The sequence below is a fragment of the Nitrosopumilus ureiphilus genome (assembly GCF_013407185.1).
Classification (GTDB): Archaea; Thermoproteota; Nitrososphaeria; order Nitrososphaerales; family Nitrosopumilaceae; genus Nitrosopumilus; species Nitrosopumilus ureiphilus.
Map to the genome: position 1 here is coordinate 2,097,287 of NZ_CP026995.1, position 22,496 is coordinate 2,119,782.

At 31.5% G+C, this 22,496-nt stretch carries 28 protein-coding genes and 2 tRNA genes; 18 read left to right on the forward strand and 12 right to left on the reverse strand.

Features of this window, described 5'->3' with window-relative positions; translation table 11 throughout:
* The first annotated feature begins 5 nt into the window (after positions 1 to 5).
* Positions 6 to 521, forward strand: coding sequence for an NUDIX hydrolase (locus C5F50_RS12510; protein ID WP_179371623.1), 516 nt, complete (start codon positions 6 to 8; stop codon positions 519 to 521).
* 4 nt (positions 522 to 525) lie between these two features.
* Here the strand turns inward: C5F50_RS12510 and C5F50_RS12515 are convergent, their stop codons facing one another.
* A complete protein-coding gene (locus C5F50_RS12515) occupies positions 526 to 1,506 on the reverse strand; it encodes an AbrB/MazE/SpoVT family DNA-binding domain-containing protein (protein WP_179371624.1) in 981 nt (326 codons plus the stop codon).
* Between the two features lie 65 nt (positions 1,507 to 1,571).
* Between C5F50_RS12515 and C5F50_RS12520 the strand changes: the two genes are divergently transcribed.
* From C5F50_RS12520 to C5F50_RS12550, 7 genes are read left to right on the forward strand one after another with little or no spacing between them, the layout of a single operon-like run.
* Positions 1,572 to 2,483 (forward strand): pantoate kinase, encoded by a 912-nt coding sequence (locus C5F50_RS12520; RefSeq protein ID WP_179371625.1) that lies wholly within the window; start codon positions 1,572 to 1,574, stop codon positions 2,481 to 2,483.
* Positions 2,484 to 2,493: 10 nt separating this feature from the next.
* The gene (locus C5F50_RS12525) at positions 2,494 to 3,258 is read left to right on the forward strand and encodes a 4-phosphopantoate--beta-alanine ligase (RefSeq protein ID WP_179371626.1); all 765 of its coding nucleotides are present in this window, start codon (positions 2,494 to 2,496) and stop codon (positions 3,256 to 3,258) included.
* Positions 3,251 to 4,090, forward strand: a complete 840-nt coding sequence (panB, locus tag C5F50_RS12530; RefSeq protein WP_179371627.1) for a 3-methyl-2-oxobutanoate hydroxymethyltransferase — start codon at positions 3,251 to 3,253, stop codon at positions 4,088 to 4,090. The genes C5F50_RS12525 and panB overlap by 8 nt, the downstream gene beginning before the upstream one ends.
* Positions 4,080 to 5,318 carry a bifunctional phosphopantothenoylcysteine decarboxylase/phosphopantothenate--cysteine ligase CoaBC gene (gene coaBC / locus C5F50_RS12535; protein ID WP_179373032.1) on the forward strand — a complete coding sequence of 413 codons (1,239 nt, stop codon included), beginning with the start codon at positions 4,080 to 4,082 and terminating at the stop codon, positions 5,316 to 5,318. The genes panB and coaBC overlap by 11 nt, the downstream gene beginning before the upstream one ends.
* Complete coding sequence (locus C5F50_RS12540) at positions 5,315 to 5,482, forward strand: hypothetical protein (RefSeq protein ID WP_179371628.1); 168 nt, start codon at positions 5,315 to 5,317, stop codon at positions 5,480 to 5,482. The genes coaBC and C5F50_RS12540 overlap by 4 nt, the downstream gene beginning before the upstream one ends.
* 2 nt (positions 5,483 to 5,484) lie before the next feature.
* Positions 5,485 to 6,330 (forward strand): methyltransferase domain-containing protein, encoded by an 846-nt coding sequence (locus C5F50_RS12545; protein ID WP_246282074.1) that lies wholly within the window; start codon positions 5,485 to 5,487, stop codon positions 6,328 to 6,330.
* Between the two features lie 16 nt (positions 6,331 to 6,346).
* On the forward strand, positions 6,347 to 6,829 hold the full coding sequence (locus C5F50_RS12550) for a hypothetical protein (protein WP_179371629.1): 483 nt from the start codon (positions 6,347 to 6,349) through the stop codon (positions 6,827 to 6,829).
* A gap of 2 nt (positions 6,830 to 6,831) precedes the next feature.
* Here C5F50_RS12550 and C5F50_RS12555 read toward each other — a convergent pair whose 3' ends face one another.
* Positions 6,832 to 7,896: a M24 family metallopeptidase gene (locus tag C5F50_RS12555; protein WP_179371630.1), complete on the reverse strand. Its 1,065-nt coding sequence runs from the start codon at positions 7,894 to 7,896 to the stop codon at positions 6,832 to 6,834.
* Between the two features lie 73 nt (positions 7,897 to 7,969).
* On the opposite strand from C5F50_RS12555, the gene C5F50_RS12560 reads away from it, so the two are divergent.
* On the forward strand, positions 7,970 to 8,983 hold the full coding sequence (locus C5F50_RS12560; protein WP_218843334.1) for a tRNA (5-methylaminomethyl-2-thiouridylate)-methyltransferase: 1,014 nt from the start codon (positions 7,970 to 7,972) through the stop codon (positions 8,981 to 8,983).
* A gap of 73 nt (positions 8,984 to 9,056) precedes the next feature.
* A complete protein-coding gene (gene sepF / locus C5F50_RS12565; protein ID WP_179371632.1) occupies positions 9,057 to 9,335 on the forward strand; it encodes a cell division protein SepF in 279 nt (92 codons plus the stop codon).
* On the opposite strand, the gene C5F50_RS12570 is transcribed toward sepF, so the two are convergent.
* Complete coding sequence (locus tag C5F50_RS12570; protein ID WP_179371633.1) at positions 9,327 to 11,267, reverse strand: beta-CASP ribonuclease aCPSF1; 1,941 nt, start codon at positions 11,265 to 11,267, stop codon at positions 9,327 to 9,329. The two genes, sepF and C5F50_RS12570, sit on opposite strands and share 9 nt — an antisense overlap.
* A gap of 7 nt (positions 11,268 to 11,274) precedes the next feature.
* A complete protein-coding gene (psmB, locus tag C5F50_RS12575; RefSeq protein ID WP_179371634.1) occupies positions 11,275 to 11,907 on the reverse strand; it encodes an archaeal proteasome endopeptidase complex subunit beta in 633 nt (210 codons plus the stop codon).
* Between the two features lie 76 nt (positions 11,908 to 11,983).
* Between psmB and C5F50_RS12580 the strand changes: the two genes are divergently transcribed.
* Entirely contained in the window at positions 11,984 to 13,048 is a 1,065-nt protein-coding gene (locus tag C5F50_RS12580) for an NAD(P)-dependent glycerol-1-phosphate dehydrogenase (protein ID WP_179371635.1), read from the forward strand.
* On the opposite strand, the gene C5F50_RS12585 is transcribed toward C5F50_RS12580, so the two are convergent.
* From C5F50_RS12585 to C5F50_RS12595, 3 genes are read right to left on the reverse strand one after another with little or no spacing between them, the layout of a single operon-like run.
* The gene (locus tag C5F50_RS12585; protein ID WP_179371636.1) at positions 13,045 to 13,791 is read right to left on the reverse strand and encodes a peptidylprolyl isomerase; all 747 of its coding nucleotides are present in this window, start codon (positions 13,789 to 13,791) and stop codon (positions 13,045 to 13,047) included. The two genes, C5F50_RS12580 and C5F50_RS12585, sit on opposite strands and share 4 nt — an antisense overlap.
* A 41-nt stretch (positions 13,792 to 13,832) precedes the next feature.
* Entirely contained in the window at positions 13,833 to 14,978 is a 1,146-nt protein-coding gene (locus tag C5F50_RS12590; RefSeq protein WP_179371637.1) for a pyridoxal-phosphate-dependent aminotransferase family protein, read from the reverse strand.
* Between the two features lie 41 nt (positions 14,979 to 15,019).
* The gene (locus C5F50_RS12595; RefSeq protein WP_179371638.1) at positions 15,020 to 15,514 is read right to left on the reverse strand and encodes a nicotinamide-nucleotide adenylyltransferase; all 495 of its coding nucleotides are present in this window, start codon (positions 15,512 to 15,514) and stop codon (positions 15,020 to 15,022) included.
* Positions 15,515 to 15,577: 63 nt separating this feature from the next.
* On the opposite strand from C5F50_RS12595, the gene rtcA reads away from it, so the two are divergent.
* A complete protein-coding gene (rtcA, locus tag C5F50_RS12600; RefSeq protein ID WP_179371639.1) occupies positions 15,578 to 16,603 on the forward strand; it encodes an RNA 3'-terminal phosphate cyclase in 1,026 nt (341 codons plus the stop codon).
* Here rtcA and C5F50_RS12605 read toward each other — a convergent pair.
* Positions 16,583 to 17,080 carry a CopD family protein gene (locus C5F50_RS12605; protein WP_179371640.1) on the reverse strand — a complete coding sequence of 166 codons (498 nt, stop codon included), beginning with the start codon at positions 17,078 to 17,080 and terminating at the stop codon, positions 16,583 to 16,585. The genes rtcA and C5F50_RS12605 overlap by 21 nt on opposite strands.
* An 81-nt stretch (positions 17,081 to 17,161) precedes the next feature.
* On the opposite strand from C5F50_RS12605, the gene C5F50_RS12610 reads away from it, so the two are divergent.
* The gene (locus C5F50_RS12610) at positions 17,162 to 17,656 is read left to right on the forward strand and encodes a hypothetical protein (RefSeq protein ID WP_246282075.1); all 495 of its coding nucleotides are present in this window, start codon (positions 17,162 to 17,164) and stop codon (positions 17,654 to 17,656) included.
* 3 nt (positions 17,657 to 17,659) lie between these two features.
* On the opposite strand, the gene C5F50_RS12615 is transcribed toward C5F50_RS12610, so the two are convergent.
* Positions 17,660 to 17,733 (reverse strand) — tRNA-Val (locus tag C5F50_RS12615).
* Between the two features lie 67 nt (positions 17,734 to 17,800).
* On the opposite strand from C5F50_RS12615, the gene bluB reads away from it, so the two are divergent.
* The 3 genes from bluB to C5F50_RS12630 all read left to right on the forward strand — a co-directional run bounded on the left by bluB (position 17,801) and on the right by C5F50_RS12630 (position 19,206).
* Positions 17,801 to 18,511, forward strand: a complete 711-nt coding sequence (gene bluB, locus C5F50_RS12620; RefSeq protein ID WP_179371641.1) for a 5,6-dimethylbenzimidazole synthase — start codon at positions 17,801 to 17,803, stop codon at positions 18,509 to 18,511.
* Between the two features lie 24 nt (positions 18,512 to 18,535).
* Positions 18,536 to 18,628: transfer RNA gene (locus C5F50_RS12625), tRNA-Arg, on the forward strand.
* A 53-nt stretch (positions 18,629 to 18,681) separates the two neighbouring features.
* Positions 18,682 to 19,206 (forward strand): NADPH-dependent FMN reductase, encoded by a 525-nt coding sequence (locus C5F50_RS12630; protein ID WP_179371642.1) that lies wholly within the window; start codon positions 18,682 to 18,684, stop codon positions 19,204 to 19,206.
* 616 nt (positions 19,207 to 19,822) lie between these two features.
* Here C5F50_RS12630 and C5F50_RS12635 read toward each other — a convergent pair.
* Together C5F50_RS12635 and C5F50_RS12640 are read right to left on the reverse strand one after the other, a co-directional pair.
* Positions 19,823 to 20,293, reverse strand: coding sequence for a hypothetical protein (locus C5F50_RS12635; RefSeq protein ID WP_179371643.1), 471 nt, complete (start codon positions 20,291 to 20,293; stop codon positions 19,823 to 19,825).
* 85 nt (positions 20,294 to 20,378) lie between these two features.
* A complete protein-coding gene (locus C5F50_RS12640; protein ID WP_179371644.1) occupies positions 20,379 to 20,609 on the reverse strand; it encodes a hypothetical protein in 231 nt (76 codons plus the stop codon).
* A 245-nt stretch (positions 20,610 to 20,854) separates the two neighbouring features.
* Here C5F50_RS12640 and C5F50_RS12645 point away from each other — a divergent pair, with 245 nt between their 5' ends.
* Both C5F50_RS12645 and C5F50_RS12650 read left to right on the forward strand, forming a co-directional pair.
* Positions 20,855 to 21,331 carry a peptidylprolyl isomerase gene (locus C5F50_RS12645; protein WP_179371645.1) on the forward strand — a complete coding sequence of 159 codons (477 nt, stop codon included), beginning with the start codon at positions 20,855 to 20,857 and terminating at the stop codon, positions 21,329 to 21,331.
* Positions 21,332 to 22,228: a hypothetical protein gene (locus C5F50_RS12650; protein WP_179371646.1), complete on the forward strand. Its 897-nt coding sequence runs from the start codon at positions 21,332 to 21,334 to the stop codon at positions 22,226 to 22,228. It abuts the gene before it with no gap.
* On the opposite strand, the gene C5F50_RS12655 is transcribed toward C5F50_RS12650, so the two are convergent.
* A complete protein-coding gene (locus tag C5F50_RS12655; protein WP_179370585.1) occupies positions 22,215 to 22,391 on the reverse strand; it encodes a hypothetical protein in 177 nt (58 codons plus the stop codon). The genes C5F50_RS12650 and C5F50_RS12655 overlap by 14 nt on opposite strands.
* Positions 22,392 to 22,496 lie beyond the last annotated feature (105 nt).

Here is a 22,496-nt window from a genome sequence, read left to right on the forward strand (position 1 = left end):
TTAGAATGAAGAAAAGGAAGATCTATGAAGGAAAAATTTTAGGTCTTAGTGTTTATGATGGAAAAATAGAAGGAAGAAAAGTAAAACGTGAAATAATAGAACATCGAGGTGCTGCAGCAATGCTTGCCTTTGATGAAGAAAAAAAGGTTATTCTTGTCAAGCAACATAGATTTCCTCATGGATATATTTTAGAAATTCCTGCAGGAACGTTAGAAAAAAGGGAAGAGTCAGTAAAATGTGCATTCAGGGAGTTGGAAGAAGAAACTGGATATAGAGCAAAAAAGATGATTCCTCTTATTACATACTATCCATCAATTGGTTATAACACAGAGGTAATTCACTGTTTTATAGCCTCAGGATTGAAGAAAATTGCTGATTTGAAGCTAGATGATGATGAGATTTTATCGGTTGTAAAAATGGATTTGAAAAAATTGTTAAAATTAATCAAAACTGGAAAAATTCAAGATTCAAAAACAATATGTGCTGTTTTGACATATGCTGCTAAAAAGAAACTTTACTAATTATTTATTTATTATAAATTGGTTTTACGAGATCTGCAACATCAGCCCAAGATTGTGCAATTTTTTCATACATATATACTAAATCAAGAAATTCAATTGGAATTTGTTTTTTATTTCCTAATGTAGTTCTTAATTTACTAAGATTTTGTTCATATTTTTTATGCAATGATATTGCTTCAATAGCTAAGAGTCTATCAGGTTTTGTAAATGCATTAATAGATTTTTCTGCAAGTATACTAAAATCTTTCACTATATCAAAAATCTTTTTTGAATGTTCTTGGGATAACGATGAATTGTAAATAAAATTTGAAAGTTCAACAATAGAATCACCTGCATTTTCAAGAAGATTTGCTGCAATTCTATAATCAAGCACATCAATATTTTCTAAATTAAATGCATTAGCTAATTTTTTATCAACAAGTGCACTACGAATTAAACGAACCAATAAAAAATATTGTCGATTTACTTCAACATCACGTTTTGATAATGTTTCTAAATTAGATTTATCTTCTAAAGTTAATCCTTTTGATGCATCATCATACATTCCAAGTGCAATTGAACTCATTCTTTTTAGAATTTTTTCAGGATCAAGAGTTGTTGCATCTAAAAGAAATTGCATGTTGATATGAGATGCATCTTCTTCAATAATTTCCATCCCTACTAATCTTCTCATTGAATTACGTATTTTTTCTCTATCTTCTCCCGGTATACTGGATTTAGAATTAATCTTGAATACATCATATCCTAAAAGATAAGCTCCTGTAATGTCTGCTACTATGTTTTCTTCTTTTGGTAGCGGATAAGATATTACAAGTTCTTTTGTTGGACGTGATTCTTTGTTTAGAGATATTGAGATACTATCATGTCCAGTTTCAAGTTCAACTTGACTGCTTTTATCCAGATTATTAGCATCAATCCATTCTTTTGGAAGTGATACTAGGATGGTGCTTCCTATTTTTTGTAGGCGTCGAATGAATTTAGTCAATTTATACTAATTTAATTAATTTAAACCATATTCTTATATTTTGTGTAAAATTTAAACTGAGATTAATGGAGGCTAAGGCATTTTGTCCCGCTCACATCACAGGTTTTTTTAAAGCCCATTTAGAGGATCCTCAAAGGAATTTAGAAAATTTAGGATCTATGGGAGCAGGTTTTTCAATTAAACAAGGCGTTACAACTAGAGTAAAAATCGATACAAAAAATGATCAGCAATCAAATTTTTGTATTATAGCAAAGGGATATCAATCAGATAAAACAGATGTGTCAGAGTATGTGTTAAATGAATTCCTAAAGCTTGGAGAATTTTCTGATAAATTTTTTGATATTGAACATGAAATATTGATTCCAGTAGGATATGGTTTAGGTTCTAGCAGTGCTGTTGCTTTATCACTATCTTATGCATTGGATCAAGCTCTTAATACTAAATTAGATAAAATAAAAATTGGACAAATAGCACATAATGCAGAAGTAAATTGTAAAACAGGGCTCGGAGATGTTTTAGCATCATATCATGGAGGTTTTGAAATTCGTGTCAAGGCAGGAGCACCTGGAATTGGAAGTGTTGAAAAAATAATTACAGATAAAATTGTAATTATGATGATATGTTTTTCTCCAATTTCTACCAATAAATTCATCAAAGAACGTTTACCTCAAATCAATGGTCTTGGTGGAAAAATGGTAAACAAATTACTAGAATCAAAAAACTATGAACATTTTCAAGATATGTCTTTAGAATTTGCAAAATATGTTGATGTTATGACTCCAAGAATGCAAAAATTAGTTGATGAATTATCTCAAAAGGATATCAAATGTGGAATTGCGTTATTTGGTGAAACAGTTTTTTCAATGATTCCTAAAGAAAAAGAAAATGATGTTTTAGAGATTTTACAGAAATATCCCGAAGGATCAATTATAAAATCAGAGTTAGATGATCAAGGAGCACGAGTTCTTTTTAATTAATTGAAATCATATGTCATTAATTCCAAAATCACATCCAAGAGCTAAATCATTATTTATTCGAGAGAAACTTGTGAAAGGATTTGATAATGGATTAGTTGCAAAAGAAGGATTACTTGCTCAAGGTAGAGGTGAGGCTTTTGATTATCTATTAGGAGAGAAAACTGGAAAACCTGCAAAAAATGCAATTAGGGCTGCAGCAGCACAACTTCTTATAGCAGAAAGGCCTGTCATCTCAGTTAATGGAAATATTGCAGCACTATGCCCTAAAGAAATTGTTAAACTATCAAAGCAGATCAAGGCTAAACTTGAAGTAAATTTGTTTTATGCAAATAAAATGAGAAAGCAGGCAATCACAAAGACACTCAAAAAATCTGGTGCAAAAGAGATTTTAGGTTTAAATCCCAATACATCTACAAAATTACTTGGAATAGACTCTGCAAGAAGAATAGTTGATAAAAATGGAATTTTTGCAGCAGATGTTGTGTTAGTACCATTAGAAGACGGTGATAGAACCATAGCACTAAGAAAAGCGGGAAAAATAGTCATAACGTTTGATCTTAATCCTCTTTCAAGAACCTCACAAACTGCAAATATAACAATTGTAGATAATGTAACACGAGCAATTAATTTACTAATAGATGAATCAAAGAAATTATCTAAAAAAAACAATACGTTACTTAGAAAAATAATTGATAATTTTGATAATAAAAAAAATCTTTCAGAAAACATACTTGAAATAAAAGAAAATCTAACAAGAGGTGTAAAGATTGCATAGATCAATATTAGATATTCTAAAAATGAAAAAAGAAAAGAAAAAGATTTCAGTAATTACAAGTTATGATTACACTTTGGCATCATTGTGTGATAAAGCAGGGATTGATGTACTTTTAGTTGGAGACAGCGCAGGAATGGTAATGCTCGGTTATGAGAATACAATTCCTGTAACAATGGATCAAATGTGTATGTTTACAGAAGCAGTTAGCAGAGCTAGAAAAAATGCATTACTAGTATCAGATTTACCATTTATGTCATATCAAGCTAGTATAGAAGATGCGATTAGTAATTCAGGAAAGCTAATCAAGTCAGGAGCTGATGCAGTAAAGCTTGAAGGCGGTTCGATTATGGCTGAAACAATTAGTGCTATTGTTGATGTGGGAATTCCAGTTATGGGCCATATTGGATTGCAACCACAAACAACAATGCTTTCACAAGGATACAAAGTTCAAGGAAAAACAAAAGATACTGCAATGAAGTTAATTGAAGATGCAAAAGAGCTTGAAAAGGCAGGAGTGTTTAGTATTGCACTAGAAATGGTTAGTCATGAAGTAGCAGAAATAATTTCTCAAACAGTCAGTGTACCAATTATTGGAATTGGTTCAGGTGTAGGATGTGATGGACAAGTTCTAGTTGTTCAAGATTTACTTGGAATGTATGATAAAATCAAACCCAAATTTGCTAAAAGATACATGCATTTATCTGAAGATATAGTGAAATCGCTTGAAGATTACAAAAATGATGTTATTTCAGGCACATTTCCTGCAGAAGAAAATTGGTTTTCTATGGAGGAAGATGAATTGAAAAAATTACGTGAGCAAATTGGTAGTTAAGAAAAAAGATCACCCGTCACTTGATATTGTTTCTTCAAAAGGTGTGGAGCTTATAGATAAAAAAATAGTTCTTTGTGTTGCAGGAAGTGTTGCAGCATACAAAGCAATTGAATTAGCCAGATTATTGATGAGACATGGTGCTGATGTCACGTGTGTTGCAAGTAATGCAGTTACAAAATTGATACAACCAGATTATTTTAAATGGGCTACTGGAAATGAAGTTATAACAAAACTCACTGGTGAATTAGAACATATCAAATTAGCAGATTATAAACAATCAGATTTAGTAATTGTATATCCTGCAACAGCAAACACACTAGGAAAACTTGCAAATGGAATAGATGATACCCCTGTATCAACAGTACTTACTGTGGGATTTGGTTCAAAGATTCCAATTCTAATGTGTTTGGCTATGCATGAATCAATGTATGATAATTCAGCAGTTAAAAAAAATATTGAATTTCTAAAAAATAAAATTCAATTTCTTAGTCCACAAATGGTTGAAGGAAAAGCAAAAGCTCCAGAACCGGAAGATGTTTTAGATATTGTATTAAAAAAATTTGGATTCACATCAATATTGAAAAATAAAAAAGTACTAATGACTGCAGGCCCTACATTAGAGTTCATTGATCCGATAAGAGTAATAACAAATCTTAGCTCCGGAAAAACTGGAGTGCTTTTAGCATCTCAATTAATTTCTGCAGGAGCTAAAGTTACTATTGTTTATGGGCCAGGAAATGAAAAACCTCCCAAGGGTGCTAAAATAATAAATGTAAAAACAAGTAAAGAAATGCTTGATGCAACTAAAAATGAGCTAAAGAAAAAATTTGATGTTGTGATTATGGCAGCAGCTGCTTCAGATTACACACCGGAAAATGTATTTAAATCCAAAATTAAAAGTGATAAAAAATCCCTGACAATTAGGCTCAAAAAGGCACCAAAAATCATTGAACAGGTCAGAAAATTTCAAAAAGATGCACTACTAGTTGGATTCAAAGCAGAATCAAACATTTCAAAAAGTGCTTTAATCAAATCAGCTCAAAAAAAGCTAAAAGATGTTGATGCAGACATTATGATTGCAAATGATATTGGAAGTAAATATCAAAAGAATCCTAATTACAATCAGATCTTAATTATTGATAATAAAAAAATCACATCATCAGGATGGAAGAAAAAAGAAAAGATTGTAAAATTAATCAAAAAAGAAATTGAACAGAAACTAAAATGAAAAACTCTGAGTTAAAAAAATTAATATCACAGTACAAAGAGTTTAGAGAGAAAAAGAAACATGCAGATATTTTTAAAATTGAAGAAATGTTAAAAGAAATTGAACATAGATATTTTCATGAAACAGGAAGAACATTAAAATCAGATTTAAAGGAATTAGTCTAAAGTTGTTAAATCCAGAATCACTTGAATATAAAAAAAGAAACATGATAATATGGAATGAAGTTGCACCACGTTATCATAAAAGATGGGCAAGTGTTAATGAAGGACCATTTCAAAGTACCTCCAAATTGATAGAACTAGTAGATATTAACAAAGGAGATTTTGTATTAGATGTTGCATGTGGTACTGGTGTTGTTACAAAAGAAATTAGGAAAAGAGTAGGAAGTTTAGGATATGTTGTAGGCGCTGATACTTCTAGTACAGCAATTAAAATTGCAAAAAAATGGAATGATAAAAAATCAAAATTAGATTTTTTAAATATAGATGCAGAAAATTTTAGTTTTTCAAAAAAATTTGATATTATCACATGTCAGTATGCGTTGTTTTTCTTTCCCAATGCCAATAAAGCACTAAAAAATATGAAAAATAGCCTTAAAAAATCAGGTAAAATTGGCATATCAGTTCATGGTAGTAGAGAAAAAGTTCCATTTTTTAGCAATATTTTAGACTCAGTAATTAAATTCATTCCAGATTATGTACCACCTGGTTCTCCAAATCTTGATAGATTTGGTACAAAATCTGCATTAAAAGCAGAAATTAGCAAGGCAGGTTTTTCAAAAATTTCAGTTAAAGAATTTATTTTTCATTACAGTCCTGGAAAATTTGAGGATTATTGGAAAAATTATATCAAATACATAGCAAAGCCACTAAAAGAGAAACTAAATGAATTAGAATATTCAAAAAGAGAAGAATTGAAACAAGTTGTAAAAGATAAAACATCTCAATATACAAAGAAAAATGGAGAAATTCTATTTCCTTGGCAAGTTTTAATTTTGACTGCAAAATACTAGGATTCAGGAAATAAGAATGGTAAAAGAAAACAAGAAAAAAGAGGAAAAGCCAAAAAAGAATGATTTTAAAGCATTTCTTAAGAAAAGAGCCCCGATCTATCTTGCTATAATTGCAATGTTTGTAATATTTGTAATTCCTGAATTAACAAAAGGAGATCTTGAAAGTAGTTTTCCAGAACTTACATCTGAAGAAAGACAGGTTCTGGACATTTTGATGGATTATAACGGACCAAATGGATCTGGTTTAACTGTAATGGATGCAATTTCAAACAAAATTAGTGAAGAATATCCTGATGAGAAAATTTATGATAATAAAAAAACTGTAGTTGATTTAACTGTCTCGAAATTAAATGATGAAGAATACAACATAGTATTAAATTTCAAATCATACAAAGGTGAATTGAATTACGATTGGAATGTAGATAAAAGTTTAGGAAAAATTATAACAAACAATCAAGATTCAAAACATATTATTGATTTAGTAAATTTTTATGATTAGGCTCAAATTTGGACCAAATTCTTAGTAAATTTGTGCATTACAATAGGTTTCTCTTTTACTATCAATGAATCTTCTATGCGAATTCCAAATTTATTTTTAATATATATTCCAGGTTCAACAGTAATCGCCATATTCTTTTGTAATTTTGTTTCACTTCTGTAAGAAATAGTTGGAAGTTCATGTACTTCTAATCCAATTCCGTGACCAGTAGAATGAATAAAGTATTTTCCATAATTTTTTTCTTCAATGTATTTTCTGCAAGCAAAATCTATATCTTTACAATCCACATTAGGTTTTACAGCTTTTAATCCAAGTTTTTGTGATTCTTTAACAATTTCATATGCTTCATTTGCTTGTTGTGAAATTTTCCCAAGTGCAAATGTTCTAGTTGCATCAGAGACATATCCTTTGTATCGTAATGTAAGATCAATTACAACCAAATCACCTTTTTTGAATTTTCTTTGTGTAACTTGTGCATGAGGGAGTGCACCATTTGGACCTCCAGCAATAATTAGTGGATTGAGTGTAGATTTGTAGCCAGTGTCAAACATTTCTTGTTCCATTGCATATGTCATCAAAATTGTTTGTAATTCAGATTCTTTTTGACCTACTTTCATCTTTTTTGAGCAAATATTGAACATTTCATCTATTATTTTAGATGCTTTTTTGAGAATTTGGATTTCTTTTTCATCTTTGATTATACGTGAATTATAAAATGGTTCTGTCGATGGTTTAATTTTTGGAATGGATTTTTTCAGAGACATCATTATAGAATAGTTTTGACAATCAGTACAAACCTGATTTTTTTTGATTTTTTGAATTAGAGATGGAATCAAACCAATTCCACGTTCTGCTGCAATTACATCACAGTCTTCAGATTCTTCTCGTGCTCTGTCTACTTCTAACTCTGGAGCAATAATGGTAGTTTTGCCGTTTTTTTCTAACAATCCAATCGCTTCACCCCAAAATCCAGTCATGTAAAACAAATTTTCAGGCTCAAATGTTACTAGTGTATCACAGTCGATCTTTTGAGCAAACTTTAGAAGATTTTTTCTTCGCTGTTTCATACAAGAATAACGCTCTTATTCTCAATTTATGTATGATGTAAAGTTTGTATATGGAAAATTAAATTTGATCGCTGTGACAGAAGAAAAAGAAAAGAAAAAAGTTGTTGCATTACTTTCAGGTGGTCTAGATAGTCAACTTGCAGTACGTATGATGCAAGAACAAGGTTTTGATGTTTCAGCTGTTGCAATAAAAACGCCATTTTGTGATTTTGATTGCGGAAGAGGATGTGGATTTGAAATTAGAGAAAGGGCTGATGAACTAAATGTTAATTTAAAGACTGTTTATCTTGGTGACGAATACATTGAGATGTTAAAACATCCAAAACATGGAATTGGTGCCGGTTTTAATCCGTGTGTTGATTGCAGAACTATGATGTTTGATGCTGCAAAAAAACACATGGAAGAAATTGGTGCAGAGTTTATCATATCTGGTGAAGTATTAGGACAACGTCCAATGAGTCAACATGCACCTGCATTAAGAATTATTGAAAAAGAATCAGGCCTAGTTGGAAAAATTGTAAGACCATTATCAGCTGGATTACTTCCAGAAACAGATCCTGAAAAAGAAGGATTGATTAAAAGAGAAAATCTTGGTATGATAAAAGGAAGAACAAGACGAAATCAACTAGATATGGCAAAGAAATATGAGATTGAAAATCCGCCTAATGCAGGTGGCGGCTGTCTGTTAACAGAGCCGCAATTTGGAATTAAAGCAAAAGATTTGTTTGAACATGTTGAAACTCCGACGATTAATGATATTGATTTGTTAAAAATTGGTAGACATTTCAGATTAGATGAAGAAACAAAATTTGTTGTTGGAAGAAATAAAGATGAAAATGAAATGATCAAAGCAATTGCGTTGCCTGGAGATATTTTACTTGAAGCAAGAGATCATCTAGGACCAGTTTCAATTTTACGTGGCAAGAATGCAAAATCTCATGTAGAATTTGCTGCAGCTGTAACGCTGAGATATTCAGATGCGCCAAAAAATCAAGATTGGATTGTTACAGTAAAAAATGATAATTCGATTGAAGAAATTAGTGCTCAATGCGCAGAAGAACAATCTTACATTAAATTTAGAATGTAGGCGTGAATTTTTTAAAAAATTAGTTAGAATTAAAGAAGAGTTTTTGAAGGAGTAGATCGCATTTTCAATAAGGATGCAAAAACAACAAAGCCACACATATCTCAAGGCTATAACGATTAGAGACATCAGTGATGTTCATTCCATTAAAGAAGACATCAAAAAAGAGATGATTCTGATTTTAAGAGTTACACCATTAGCTCAGAAGGATGTGGAACAATTAAGAAAAGTTGTTGAAGAATTGTATTCTATTGCAAAAGCTGCTGATGCAGATATTGCAAGGTTAGGTGAAGAAAGAATTATTGTTGCTCCATCTAACATAAAAATCTGGAAACCAGAGTATGATCTAAAATAATTTAATTGCTTCTTGAATTTGAGGATAATGAGCAGGCACTCTATACATTCGTCTAATATTCATTGCAAGATTTTCTGATTTTTTGCGTTCTCCGTGATTAACTAACACCCTTCGAAGTTTCGGTCTTAATCTTTGTACAAATGACATTAATTGATTATAATCGCTGTGACCACTGAATCCATCTAATTTTTCAACACCACAATTGATTGTAACAACTTCAACTTTCCCTTCTTTTCCTAACATAGTTGCTTGTTTAGAACCATCAAGAACTCTTCTTCCTAAAGTTCCATTAACTTGATAGGAAACAAATAGTACTTTACTTTTTTTGTCAGGAGCAATATTTTTGAAATATTCTAAAACAGGTCCACCTTCCAACATTCCTGATGTTGCCAAGATAATACATGGAGAGTTTTCCCTCATTGGTTCTTCTCTAGCGTCGCCGTGTTCAATGTTAGTGAAATATTCTGAATCAAATGGATTGTCATCAGTCTCCAAGATTTTTTGTTTTAGTTCTCTTGCAAGATATTCAGGATACGATTCATGGATTGCAGATGCCTCAGATATCATTCCTTCTGTAAATACTGGAGCTTCAATCATTTCTCCTGATTTCATATAGTGATCAATTACCATCATAATTTCTTGTGCACGTCCAACTGCTGGAATTGGAATCAAAACTTTACCTCCATCTGCCAAAGTGTTGTTAACTGCATTAATGAAAGCAGATTCTACCTCTTGTCTTGTTGGTTGAATGTCTTCTTTTAGTCCGTATGTACTTTCTATCAATAATGTTTCTACTCTAGGGAAATTCCAACTTGCTGCTTCAAACAAAATACTTTTTCCAAATTTAATATCTCCTGAATAAACAAAGTTATGATCACCATTTCCAATATGAAAATGACATAATGCAGAACCAAGTATGTGACCTGCATTTGCAAGGACCAATTTGATATCCGGAGAAATATCAGTTACAGTTCCATAAGGTAATGTGATAGTCTGTCTCATGATTTGTTTTACATCTCTTTCAGAATAAATTGGAGTTCTACCTTGAGCAGCAGCTACTTTGATTGCATCTAATTGAATCAGATTCATCATAGGCAGAGTTGGTTCAGTACAATAGATTGGGCCTTTATAGCCATATTTGCACAAAGCTGGTAAAAATCCAGTATGATCCAAGTGTGCATGTCCAATAACTATTGCATCAAGTTCATCAAGTGTGATATTTAGAGAATCTAACCTAGGATATGCATCCATTGGAGAGCGAGCACCAGGATTTATTCCACAGTCAATTAAGATCTTGCTTTCAGGAGTAGATAATAATAAAGAAGATCTTCCAACTTGACCAAAGCCACCAAGGGTATAAAGAGAAACTTCAGTTCTTTGGGATAATCGGGGACGAAAAATTTCATCGCCTACCTGTTTGAGTTGTTTACTTCTCTCAGCAGAGGATTGTTTGAGAGTTGCATTGATTGTTTGAATTGTTCGTGAAGGTATAGTAGTAGCTTTTCTAATGCGTAATTTCCAGCCCATTTTTTCTGTAACTTCAGCATGATTGAATTCTTTTGCATTTCTTTGTAGTAACCAAGGTCTTTTTGCTTCAACTGAGACTTCGCCAGTAGCAGTATCAAATATTGTTCCCTGTAGTTTTGCTTCTTCTGGAACACATTCTGCAATTATTCGTCTTGCTTCATCTTCAGGTTTTCTAATTGATTCGTCAGTTCTTACAACAATTCTTTTTTTGATAATATTTACTAGATTTGAAATTGTTTCATTGTTTTCCATAAGATATCGAGGAGAGTTTGTATAAAGAGCAATTCTTGGTCCTTCGTATTCTATTTTTGTAACACTTGCCTCTTTTGGTATACTTTGCAGTATGGTTGCCATTATATTCTGGCTACTAGGAGGTAATTCTTTTTGTTGTTGTTTTCTTTGCATTAAATCACTAAAGTTCGATAACTGCTTTCTTTTTCTCATCTGTCAAAAGACGGAATCCATCTTTATCCATTATTGCGATGTTAATCCCATCGCCTGTTCCAATGTTTCTAACAATTGCGGCTTTAACAGCTCGTAGAGCTATTTTCTTTGCTTCCTCAACTGTAAGATCTTCTCTATATTCTTCTTCAAGTAAACCATAAGCTACTGGTGAACCGCTACCTGTTGTAACATATGATTTTTCTTCAACTGAACCAAACATATCAATATTAAATAAAGCAGGACCATTTGCATCATAACCTCCAACTAGGATATCAGCCATAAATGGATAACCTCTATTTTGATGGAATATCAATGAGCAAAGTCTTGAAAGTGAGTGAATAGAAATTGGACCTTGTTTTTCAACTCTATGAAGATTTGCATGGTAACGTAAAATATCAACAATGTTTTGGGCATCTGCAACACCACCAGCCAGAGTCAATCCTGCATGTAAATCAATTTTCTGGATTTTCATTGTGTTGTTATTTGCGATAAAATAGCCTGCACTGGCTCTCATATCAGCACATAATACAACACCATCTTTAGCCTTGATACCTACAGTGGTAGTCCCGTGCAGAATTTTTTCTTCAACATTGTTTGACAAAAATACACCTTTTAAGATAAAGTGAATGGCATCTCACCCTTTTAAATAACTTTTTGATCACTTGAAATCATAAATAATGACAAAAAATCAGGATCGCATGCAATCACATACTATGGAATTGCCAAGACAGATTGTTGTGGGTGAAAAAAATATCTCTGAATTTGGTGATTTTCTCTATAATCTAACTAAATCAAAAAAAGTATCCCTCATATCAGGAATTCATGTAAAAAAAATTCTTAAAGAAAAAATTGAAAAATCACTAAAATCAAAAAAAATTCAGTTTGTTTGGCATTTATCAAAAGACAATCAGATTGCTAATCTAAATAAAATTGAAAAAGACGTCAAAAAAGATCATAGTGATATTGTAGCAGGAATTGGAGGAGGTCGTTCTGTAGATACTGCCAAAATGGTTTCTTTTAATTTAGATATACCATTTGTCAGTGTACCAACTGCAGCATCGCATGATGGAATGGCAAGTCCATTTGTTTCAGTAAAAACAGACAAGCCTCATTCTATTGTTGCAAGTGCCCCATTAGGAGTTTTTGTAGATATTGATATTATAAAAAAAGCACCTACTAGATTGCTTTCAAGTGGATGTGGTGATCTAATTGCAAACATTATCGCAGTAAAGGATTGGCAATTAGGTCATGAAAAAACTGGGGAGTATTATGGTAGATATTCAGCAAATTTGGCACTAATGAGTGCAAATATAGTAATGGAAAATTCAAGCAAATATGCCAAAAAAGGACTTGATGCAAGAGTGATTGTAGAAGCTCTCATTAGTGCAGGAGTTGCATCATGTATAGCAGGTAGTAGTAGACCATGTTCGGGTGCAGAACATCTTTTTTCTCATGCATTAGATAAGATTGCACCTGGAAAAGGATTACATGGTGAAAAATGTGGATTAGGCTCTATTATGATTGCAAAACTTCAAGGTCAAGATTGGAAAAAAATTGTCAAGACTCTCAAAGATCTTGGTGCACCAACAACTGCAAAACAAATTGGCTTGAAAAATGAACAAATTATTGATGCACTAGTAATTGCACAAGAGTTGAGGCCTGAAAGGTATACAATTCTAAAAGAGATCGAAATGACAGAAAACAAAGCAATGAATCTTGCAAAGAGCACTAAAGTAATTTAAGTGGTTTTTTGTTCAGGGGTTTTTTCTATTTTTTCATCTTTCTTTTCTTGAATTTGTTTATTTACATGTGTTTCAATGAAATTCACTTTTTCCAATGTTGGAACAAACTTGAAAATATCTAATTGAATAAAATGTTTCATAATTTGTAAGCCATCAGCACGTAAAATTTCTTCAGGAATTGTGATACTTACTTCTTTATCCTTCAAATCAAATGAAATTTTTGTATCTTCTACTGGTAGTCTATTCTTTAGAATTCCATCAATTTTGTCACTTGGAGAATCAAGAGATTTAATTACATTTACATCAAATAGAATAGTTTTTCCAGCATATCGGTGGTTGTAGTCTATTTGCACTCTACCAGAACCGATAAAACGAATAATTCCTCTTTTATTATCAACTTCAATTGTATCACCTACAGAAACTTTCTCTGCATCCTCACCTAGTTTTCTAAGTGGAATCATTCTGACTTTACCAGAATCTCTTTCACCGAAACCTTTGTCGGGTGTAACTTCTACTGTGAGTTTATCTCCAGCTGATGTTTTTGCAAGTGCTTCATCCAATCCTTTTAGAACAGGATAACTTACTTCTCCAATTGAAACTAATTTTGGTTGATATTTTACATTTTGTTCATGGATAGAATGTTTTTTTGCATCTTCTTCAATAGTGGTATCAAAAATTTCATCAGTGTCTTTTACCTTTGCAGTATAATCCACTAGAATTAATGATCCTTTATTGAAAGTCAATGTGATCGGTCTCGAATTTCCTTATATTAAGTTAACAGGGTTTAGAGAGCTTTTAGTTTTTCTTCTGCAGTTTTTAGTCCTGCTTGAGCATCGATATCATATCCCATCATTGCTAATGTAGATGAAATTGCAGAAATAGTTCTCATTACATGATATGAACTGACTTCTCCCATACATCCAACTCTGAATACTTTACCTTTAAGATTACCAAAGCCACCAGCAACTAAAACTTTGAATTTGTCAGCAAGTGTATTTCTGAATGTTTTGTCTTCAAGTCCATCCAAGTAATTTAATGCAACAATTGAGATTGAACGATCTTCTTCTTTTGCAAATGGAGTAAGACCCATTGCACTTAGTCCAGAGTATAATGCATCTGAACAAACTTTATGACGTTTAAAGACATTTTGTAATCCTTCTTCCAGCATTATTGATAATGCTTCTCTGTATGCATAAAGTAATGGAAGTGCAGGTGTGAAAGGAGTGTGTTTTTCCTCATCATAATATTTGAAATATCTTGCTAAATTGAAATACATTGTAGATGGTGGATTTTCTATCATGTATTTTTTGGCTTTAGGACTAACAGAGATTGGTGAAATACCAGGTGGAGCAGCTATTGCTTTTTGTGCACCAGTCATACATACATCAATATTCCATTTATCGACTGGTAGTTGAGCGCCACCAAGTAATGAAACAGAATCTACAACATAGAATGCATCGTTTCTAGATGTCAAGTCAGATACTTTATCGAGATAATTCACCATAGTTCCAGTAGAAGTTTCATTGTGGACAACATAAAATGCTTTTACATCTTTATTGTTATCAAATGCCTCTTTAACTTGATCAAACGTTGCATTTTCTCCCGGTGGGGTTTGAAGTTTAACAACATTAGCTCCTTGTCCTTCAATAAGTTGGGCCAATCTATTACTAAATTCTCCATTGACAGGAATGATGATTTTATCACCTTTTTTAACTAAATTTACAACTCCTGCTTCAACAGCACCAGTTCCAGATGCAGATAAAGCTACAATATCATTTTTTGTTTCAAATACTTGTTGAGTTTTTTCTACTACGTCAGTGTATAGTTCAACAAAATCATCGCTTCTGTGATTAATAATGGGTGCAAGCATTGCCCTCATTACTCTATTAGGTACATTTGTAGGACCTGGAAGCATTGAAAGATATTCCATATGTTATCTATCTGTCAGTGTAATATGGGGTTTATTTATAATTAGAGATTTTTCAAACGATCATTAGCGCTAGTGTTAATCAAAAAATTTTTTGTGCCTTTAGGAACAAGATGATCCCATTTTTGATCGCTAATAATCAGATCTCGTATATTGGTTCCAGATAATTCATCTCTTTTTAAAAATGGAATTGAAATAACTTGAACAGTCCTTTTTGAATACAGATGTTTTGTTAATTCATCATTTGAGAAAACTATATCAAATTTTGGTACAATTGTATCGATCTTTTCAATCCATTTTACATGATTATCCAAATCAGGAATAAAATAAATTGAAATTCTATTTTTCATTGCATCATCAATTGAAGATAGAATCATTTCTTTACGTTCTTCAGCAGAAAAAGGATTATTTTTTTCTGGAGGTTTGTTGGAGCTGCCTAAACCAATCCATAATTTATCCACTTTAGATAATGCAAAGCGTAATGCCTCAAGATGACCCAAGTGAAAAGGTTGGAATCTTCCTATTAATAGTCCATTCATATAGAAATATAGAAAATTTCTTTGTAAAAAAAGTATCATAAAGAACACTACTGAGAAAAAATTGTGGAATTTTTAAAAATTAATGGAGGATATGGTGAAGGAGGTGGACAAATAATTCGATCAGCAGTCGCACTTGCATGTATTACAAAACAATCAATCCATTTAGAAAATATAAGAAAGAATAGGAAAGTTCCTGGATTAAGACCACAGCATCTAACAGCTATTACAATTCTTCAAAAAATTTCAAATGCCAAAGTCATTGGGGCAGAAATAGGCTCAACTGATTTGAAATTCATTCCAGGTAATACTGAAAGTTTAGAATTAAGTGAGGATGTTGGAACTGCTGGAAGTATTGCTTTAATTTTACAAGTTTTAATTCCCGTAGTTGCAATTTCTCAAAAAAAACTGAGTTTAACTATAAAGGGTGGAACAGATGTTCTTTGGAGTCCTAGTATTGATTATACACAATATGTGCTAAAAGAAGCATACTCTAGAATGGGAATAGAATTTTCCCTTGAATTAATTAAACGAGGTTATTATCCAAAGGGTGGTGGAGAAGTAAAATTACAAGTTTATCCTTCTCATTTAAAATCAATATCATTTTCAAAAAGAAAAACAAATAATGTAAAATTAATTTGTACATTTTCAAAGATTTCAGTTGAAATAATTGAAAAAGAAATTGAACGAATTAAAAAGAAATTAACTGATGAGAGTTTTAATGTTGAAATAGAAATTGAAAATCAAGAGGCATTAGATTCTGGCGCATCGTTATTAATTTACAGCATTGATGAAAATTCTATTATTGGAGTAGATTCTTTATTTGACAGAAAAACACAAAGTTTTGATTTGAATTTTGAGAAATTTATTAAAAATTCACAAGGAATAGATGAGAATTTAGCAGACATGATTGTAGTTCCTGCAAGTTTAGGTCCCGAAAAAACAACATTTTTGATAAAAGATATCACAAAACATTTAGAGACAAATTTGTTTGTGACATCAAAAATTACAGGTTGTAAGTATGGAATTGGAAAGTTAGCTGATGGGTTTGAAGTAATAATTGAGGGAATTTCAAACTCCAGCGTCAAGTAAAGATGCAAAAAATAAAATTGCTACAGACAACATTACTGTAATTTCTCCAAGAATGATAATTTTTTTTCTTAATTTTTGAATTTGAGGTTCTGGCATTTGGTTTGACATTATTTTTTCTTCAATGTCTTTACGAATTACCCTTACGTGTATTGCATATATAATAATTAATGCAATAACAAGAATGATTTTGATAATAAGAAATGTTCCATAGCTTGTTGCGACAAGTAGTTCAGGTTTACCAAGTAACATATGTGAACTGTATAATCCTGTAGCCATCAAAATAATTAATGATGGAACAGCAATTTTGTTAAATCGTCTTCCAACACGAATCATAATTTGCATTCTTTCTTCGATTGAATTAGTCATGGTTTTTAGAAGTGGAGAAAATACAATTCCAATGAAAAGTGAACCACCCACCCATATTGCAGCTGAAACAAGATGAATCCATGTTAGAATTGCTTGTTCTAGTGCAGACATAGATAATGATATTTCAGATTAAATATTATGTATTTGGATCTTGACAACGTTTTTTAGTTGTACATAATCTGATACAATGGAATGGCTCTTCAAAGCAAAATGACAGTTTATGCAGCAGTAGCTGGTGTTTTAGCATTAATGGGAGGAATTGTTTACTACGCTAGTCTTGATAATGTAGATCTTAATCAAGTTGAGATAGAATTAACAAATGTAGAATTGAGAGATGTAAGTACAATAAACAATCAAGCAAAATTTGATGTGACTTTTCTTGTAAAAAATCCAACTGATAAAACATTCACAGTTTCAGTAATAGAATACAAGATTTATGGAGATGGGACATTATTAGGTTCAGGAATCTATTCAACAGCAGATATTGCATTACCGGGAAGGGCTTTGTTTAGTGCAGGTGCTGAAATTCCTTTAAAAAATACATTTGTTCTAAGTAAGGGAGATGTTAATTCAGAAATTTATGAAGCAATGATAGATAATAGAATCACTAGTTTTAGTGTTGAAGGAAGCATCACTACCCAATCTTCATGGAGTGAAACACAAAAAGAATTCAAAACTGGTTATTAAAAGTGGGCCGAGTGAGATTCGAACTCACGATCACCGCCGTGTCGAGGCGGTATCCTAACCAGCTAGACTACCGGCCCATTGAAGTACAAAACTAAAGATTGACATTATTAACGTTTAACAAAAGAAGAATGAGGGAGAAATGTATTGACAGATGATTTTACTGATGACGAAAAACGAGGCTTCTATAAGGCAATTTATTCAAGAAGAGACGTTAGATCTCATTTTACCTCAAGATCCATAGAGGATGAGATTTTGTCAAAAATTCTTCATGCTGCACATCATGCTCCATCCGTAGGATTTTCACAACCGTGGAATTTTATTTTAATTAAAGATGATCAAACAAAAAAGAAGATAAAAGAATCTTTTCAGGAAGAAAAGAAACGTTCATCACAACTAATTGAAGAGCCAAAAAGATCAAAGTATCTTTCATTCAAGTTAGAAGGAATTTCAGAATCTCCAGTAAATTTGTGTGTAACATATGATCCTACAAAATTTGGTCCATTTGTAATTGGTAGATCAAGTATTCCTGAAGCAGGTCTTTACAGTGTGTGTTGTGCGATCCAAAATTTATGGTTATCAGCAAGAACGGAAGGTGTAGGTCTTGGATGGGTAAGCATTCTATCAAATGAAACTCTAAAAAAGGTTCTAGAATTACCTGAGCATGTAATTCCTGTTGCATACTTGTGTTTAGGATATGTTGATGATTTTGCAGAAAAACCAGATCTTGAAACTGCAGGTTGGTTACCAAGACTTGAATTAAAAGATGTTGTATATTTTGAAAAGTGGAATGATAAAGAAAACAAAGATTGGATGAACATTCAGAAAATGATCAAAGAAAATCTTGATTACGCTTAAATAATTAAGAGTATTTTTTTTGCTGGGCTTGTAGCGCAGAGTCATTTTGACGCGCAACATGGATAGCGCAGTAGCCTCCTAAGTTACAGGTCGAGGGATCGAAGCCCTCCAAGCCCGTTTAATTTTAAAAATTTTTTGAGACTTAAATACAAAAACAAATTGCTTGATACATGAAAGTTGTAGTGATTTCTGGCAGTCCAAGAAAAAATGCCAATACCCAAATTATTATGAAATATGTTTACGATTATGCAAAATCAAAAAATCAAGATACAAAATTAATTAATCTATCAGAAGATCAAATCGAATGCTATAGAGGACCTGATGAGAAATATAATGAATCTACAAAGACTGCGGCAAATGACATAATGGATGCAGATGTATGGCTGATTGGCTCACCAATTTATAATTCATTTTTTAGTTCATCATTAAAAAATTTGTTTGAGTACATCAATTATAAAAAAACTGCTGGAAAGGTTGCAGGAATAGCAATTTTGGCTTCTGGAAATATTGGTTTTGTTAATGTACAGACGTTAATCACTCAGTTATTATCATATTTTAGAGTAATAACAAATCCAAAGGCCGTGTTTTTGACCACAGAATCTGTTAAGGAAAACACTGTATCAGATACTGATGCACAAAATAGACTAAAAGAAATGGTAGATGAAACTTTAGAGATGGCCTCTAAATTTCGTTAAGATTAGATTTTAGAGATGATTTTAAGATTTTCAAAAAAAGAATTATCAGTGAGAATTATTTTAATTTTGTATTAGAATTCTGAATTGGCATATATGATCATAATAATTTAGAGTTTTTTCAGAATAAATTTCTAAGATTGTTTTAGATTACAAATTAAAGATTATCAAAAATCTGAATTATGGAAATAATAAGAAATGAAGAAAGAGTTTTACTTTAACTAATTTCCTTTAGAAGACTATTTTTGTGATATTGATATGAATAGGAAGTTTTTTAATTGTAGAATTATTAATAATATTTTAGTAATTTTTAGTTGATTCCACAAGTTTAATTTTTTAGAAATTCCAAGAATTAACAATCTAATATAACAAAATTTGTAAAAATAGGCTTTAGATTTGTATAATGACTACAGATTATGATTAAAAAAATTATTTCATTTGGCTTGAAATTGTAAGAGTCAAATAGTAACATTATTTCATATTATTTATTGAGTTTGAAAAAAGAACCTACTGAATTATGTTCTTGTAAATGTCATTACGGAGGAGCAGTTAGTTGTCCTAGTTGTAAGGAAAATCATGATGTAGAGTGTTGTCATTGCAAGAATTAGATCTGATTGTTTTATTTCCTTTTAGAGGCTAACATTTTCAGATTGGCTAATTCTGTTTTTAATGATTCAATTTGAACAAGTGTTTGTAAATTAGAAATTTCTTGGTTCAATCTTTCAATTTCACCATCTTTTAGTTTTACAGATTCTTTGAGATTGTTAAGTTCTGCAGATAATTCAGATTGAACTTGTTTTATTTCTGAAAGACCAATTTGATTACCACTGGTTGTTGTTTGAATGGTTTGTGTATTACTCAAGCTTTTTTTTTCGGTTTGAGCATGAGATGATGCATGTTTGTGCATATAGTCATTACTTTTTTGTGAAATCCAACAAGTGAATGTCAAAAACCATGTAATGGGAACTGCCATGATGAATACAAAGTTTAGAATTGGTGCAAAGTCAACAAAGTATGGCCATAGTCCGGTTAGAACCGCAGCAAAAATACCGGTTATGATAGTAGCCAAATGGTTGCCCAGATATCCCATGATAATTTAAAAAATTCATTATTTATAACAGTAATGCTGAATACCACAAAATGGTATAATAATTAAAAAGAAAAAGGAGCCGAATTTATTCGTCTTCTTCAGAGGTTGTTGCTACTTTAGGCATATCAGATTGTAAGATTTGGATTTTTTGCAATAGTTCAGTTCTCAGATCTCTTGCAACTCTTCTTACAGTTGGTCTTGGAACACCAAGTTCATCAACCACTTTGGTGTAGATATCCTGTTTGTCCGTTACCCCTTTGTCAAGATAAGAATTAATTGCTTCTTTAATTATCGTGCTTTGGTTTGTACGATTCAACAGATTCTAAACTTTAATTGTTCTATATAAGACTATAACTTTTGGAATTCTAAAAAGTAACATATAACAAATTCAGGTTTTTAATTTTTGAAAAAATAATAATTTTTTCAAGTCCTCAATAAAAAATTCATCAACGAAAAACGTACTGATAGTTATGAATTTTTCAACATAGTTAAAATAACAAATAGAATTTTTAAATTAAATTTCACAAAAGACTCTTATGATAAGACAATAAAATAGTTCTATTGAGTACAGTAAATATTGAAACCAATCTTGGAAATATCACATTTAAACTTCTACCTGAATTAGCACCTGAAACAGTTAGAAATTTTGAAAAATTGGCTAAAGATGGATTCTATGTTGGTACTCTTTTCCACAGAGTTATTCCTGGATTCATGATTCAAGGAGGAGATCCGAATACAAAAACAGATAACAAAGGTTCATGGGGAATGGGAGGACCTGGATACAACATCAAGGCTGAATTTAATTCAAGATCTCATTTGCGAGGCATAGTTTCTATGGCTAGATCACAAGATCCTGATAGTGCAGGTTCTCAATTTTTCATAGTCATTACAGATAGTGTATTCTTAGATAGACAATATACTGTATTTGGAGAAGTAATAGATGGTATGGATGTTGCAGATAAAATTGTAAATCTTCAAAGAGACGGTAATGATTGTCCTTTGGAAAAAGCACAAATGCTTCATGTAACAGTGGAATAAATGAATAGCAAGATTTGGGGATTTTTAGTAGTTTTATTGATAATATCAATTATTCCTGTAGCTTATGCTCAAATTTCATTTGGTGAGAAAGCCATACAAAAATCTGTAGAAGTGAAAATAAATTCAGTAGGAGATGTTCATGTTAAGCATATTGTTAAATCATCAAATGTACCTAAACAAATTGAATTCATAGATGGAACTGTTTCAAATATTTCAGTTACAAATGAGAATAATGAAGAAATGCAGTTCGTAGTAATTGGAGATAATGATGGGTTGATGATTTTACCATCTAAAATCAATTCTATTGTAGAGTATGACCTTGATGATGTATTATCTCAAATAGATAAGGTATGGACATGGGATTTTAGATATCTTGAAACAACTAGTTTTATTTTACCAAATGAAGTTGATTTGTTATTTTCGAATGAAAGACTAGTGTATTTAGATGAAAAAAAAGGAATTAATTGTCATGGGTGTGAAATGATTTTAGAATATTCAATTGATGAACCAAAAATTTATCAAAACATAAAATGGGAAGATAAAGAATTTCTAGTTGAAATGAGAAGTCATTCAAATATTGATGAATTTACATTTGATCAACCAACAAAAAGTATTACATTTGATGTTTCTGAAAAAAATAGATTTGTTACAACAATAATTCCATTAGAGTTGTTATGGGGACCATATGCGGTATTTCTTGATGATGAAAAAATTTACTTTAATGCATACATCAATAATGGAACTCATGTATGGCTTAACATAAGACCTGAAACTACTGGTGAAGTTACAATTATTGGGACTACGGTAGTTCCTGAATTTCCAATAATAGCACCATTGGTAATTGGATTTTTGGTAATTGTTATTGTTCCATTAATTAGAAAAGTTAATCTCCACTAGAGCCACATGAGCAAAAACCATATTCATCAATTCTAACTTCACAAACAGGGCATTTTTCACCATAATCTACTTCCCATGGCTCTTTTCCAAAAAGCTTGAAATGATCATCAATTTCTATAGGAATTTCTCTTTTCTTTTCCAATGATTTGTATAGGTATTGCATCTATACATGAATATCGGATAGAAATCATGAAAATTGAATGTGGCTGTCATTGCATAAATTGTAAGAGTACAGATCTTGAATCTAATAGAATAGGGGAACTTGAAA

Coding starts and splice junctions, on each gene's coding strand:
- C5F50_RS12525 (WP_179371626.1), top strand. CDS start 2,494: ATGTCATTAATTCCAAAATCACATCCAAGAGCTAAATCATTATTTATT.
- C5F50_RS12570 (WP_179371633.1), bottom strand. CDS start 11,267: ATGCAAAGAAAACAACAACAAAAAGAATTACCTCCTAGTAGCCAGAAT.
- C5F50_RS12550 (WP_179371629.1), top strand. CDS start 6,347: ATGGTAAAAGAAAACAAGAAAAAAGAGGAAAAGCCAAAAAAGAATGAT.
- C5F50_RS12610 (WP_246282075.1), top strand. CDS start 17,162: ATGGCTCTTCAAAGCAAAATGACAGTTTATGCAGCAGTAGCTGGTGTT.
- sepF (WP_179371632.1), top strand. CDS start 9,057: ATGCAAAAACAACAAAGCCACACATATCTCAAGGCTATAACGATTAGA.
- C5F50_RS12540 (WP_179371628.1), top strand. CDS start 5,315: ATGAAAAACTCTGAGTTAAAAAAATTAATATCACAGTACAAAGAGTTT.
- C5F50_RS12630 (WP_179371642.1), top strand. CDS start 18,682: ATGAAAGTTGTAGTGATTTCTGGCAGTCCAAGAAAAAATGCCAATACC.
- C5F50_RS12590 (WP_179371637.1), bottom strand. CDS start 14,978: ATGGAATATCTTTCAATGCTTCCAGGTCCTACAAATGTACCTAATAGA.
- C5F50_RS12510 (WP_179371623.1), top strand. CDS start 6: ATGAAGAAAAGGAAGATCTATGAAGGAAAAATTTTAGGTCTTAGTGTT.
- C5F50_RS12650 (WP_179371646.1), top strand. CDS start 21,332: ATGAATAGCAAGATTTGGGGATTTTTAGTAGTTTTATTGATAATATCA.
- C5F50_RS12580 (WP_179371635.1), top strand. CDS start 11,984: ATGACAAAAAATCAGGATCGCATGCAATCACATACTATGGAATTGCCA.
- C5F50_RS12520 (WP_179371625.1), top strand. CDS start 1,572: ATGGAGGCTAAGGCATTTTGTCCCGCTCACATCACAGGTTTTTTTAAA.
- C5F50_RS12595 (WP_179371638.1), bottom strand. CDS start 15,514: ATGAATGGACTATTAATAGGAAGATTCCAACCTTTTCACTTGGGTCAT.
- C5F50_RS12605 (WP_179371640.1), bottom strand. CDS start 17,080: ATGTCTGCACTAGAACAAGCAATTCTAACATGGATTCATCTTGTTTCA.
- C5F50_RS12655 (WP_179370585.1), bottom strand. CDS start 22,391: ATGCAATACCTATACAAATCATTGGAAAAGAAAAGAGAAATTCCTATA.
- C5F50_RS12555 (WP_179371630.1), bottom strand. CDS start 7,896: ATGAAACAGCGAAGAAAAAATCTTCTAAAGTTTGCTCAAAAGATCGAC.
- C5F50_RS12635 (WP_179371643.1), bottom strand. CDS start 20,293: ATGGGATATCTGGGCAACCATTTGGCTACTATCATAACCGGTATTTTT.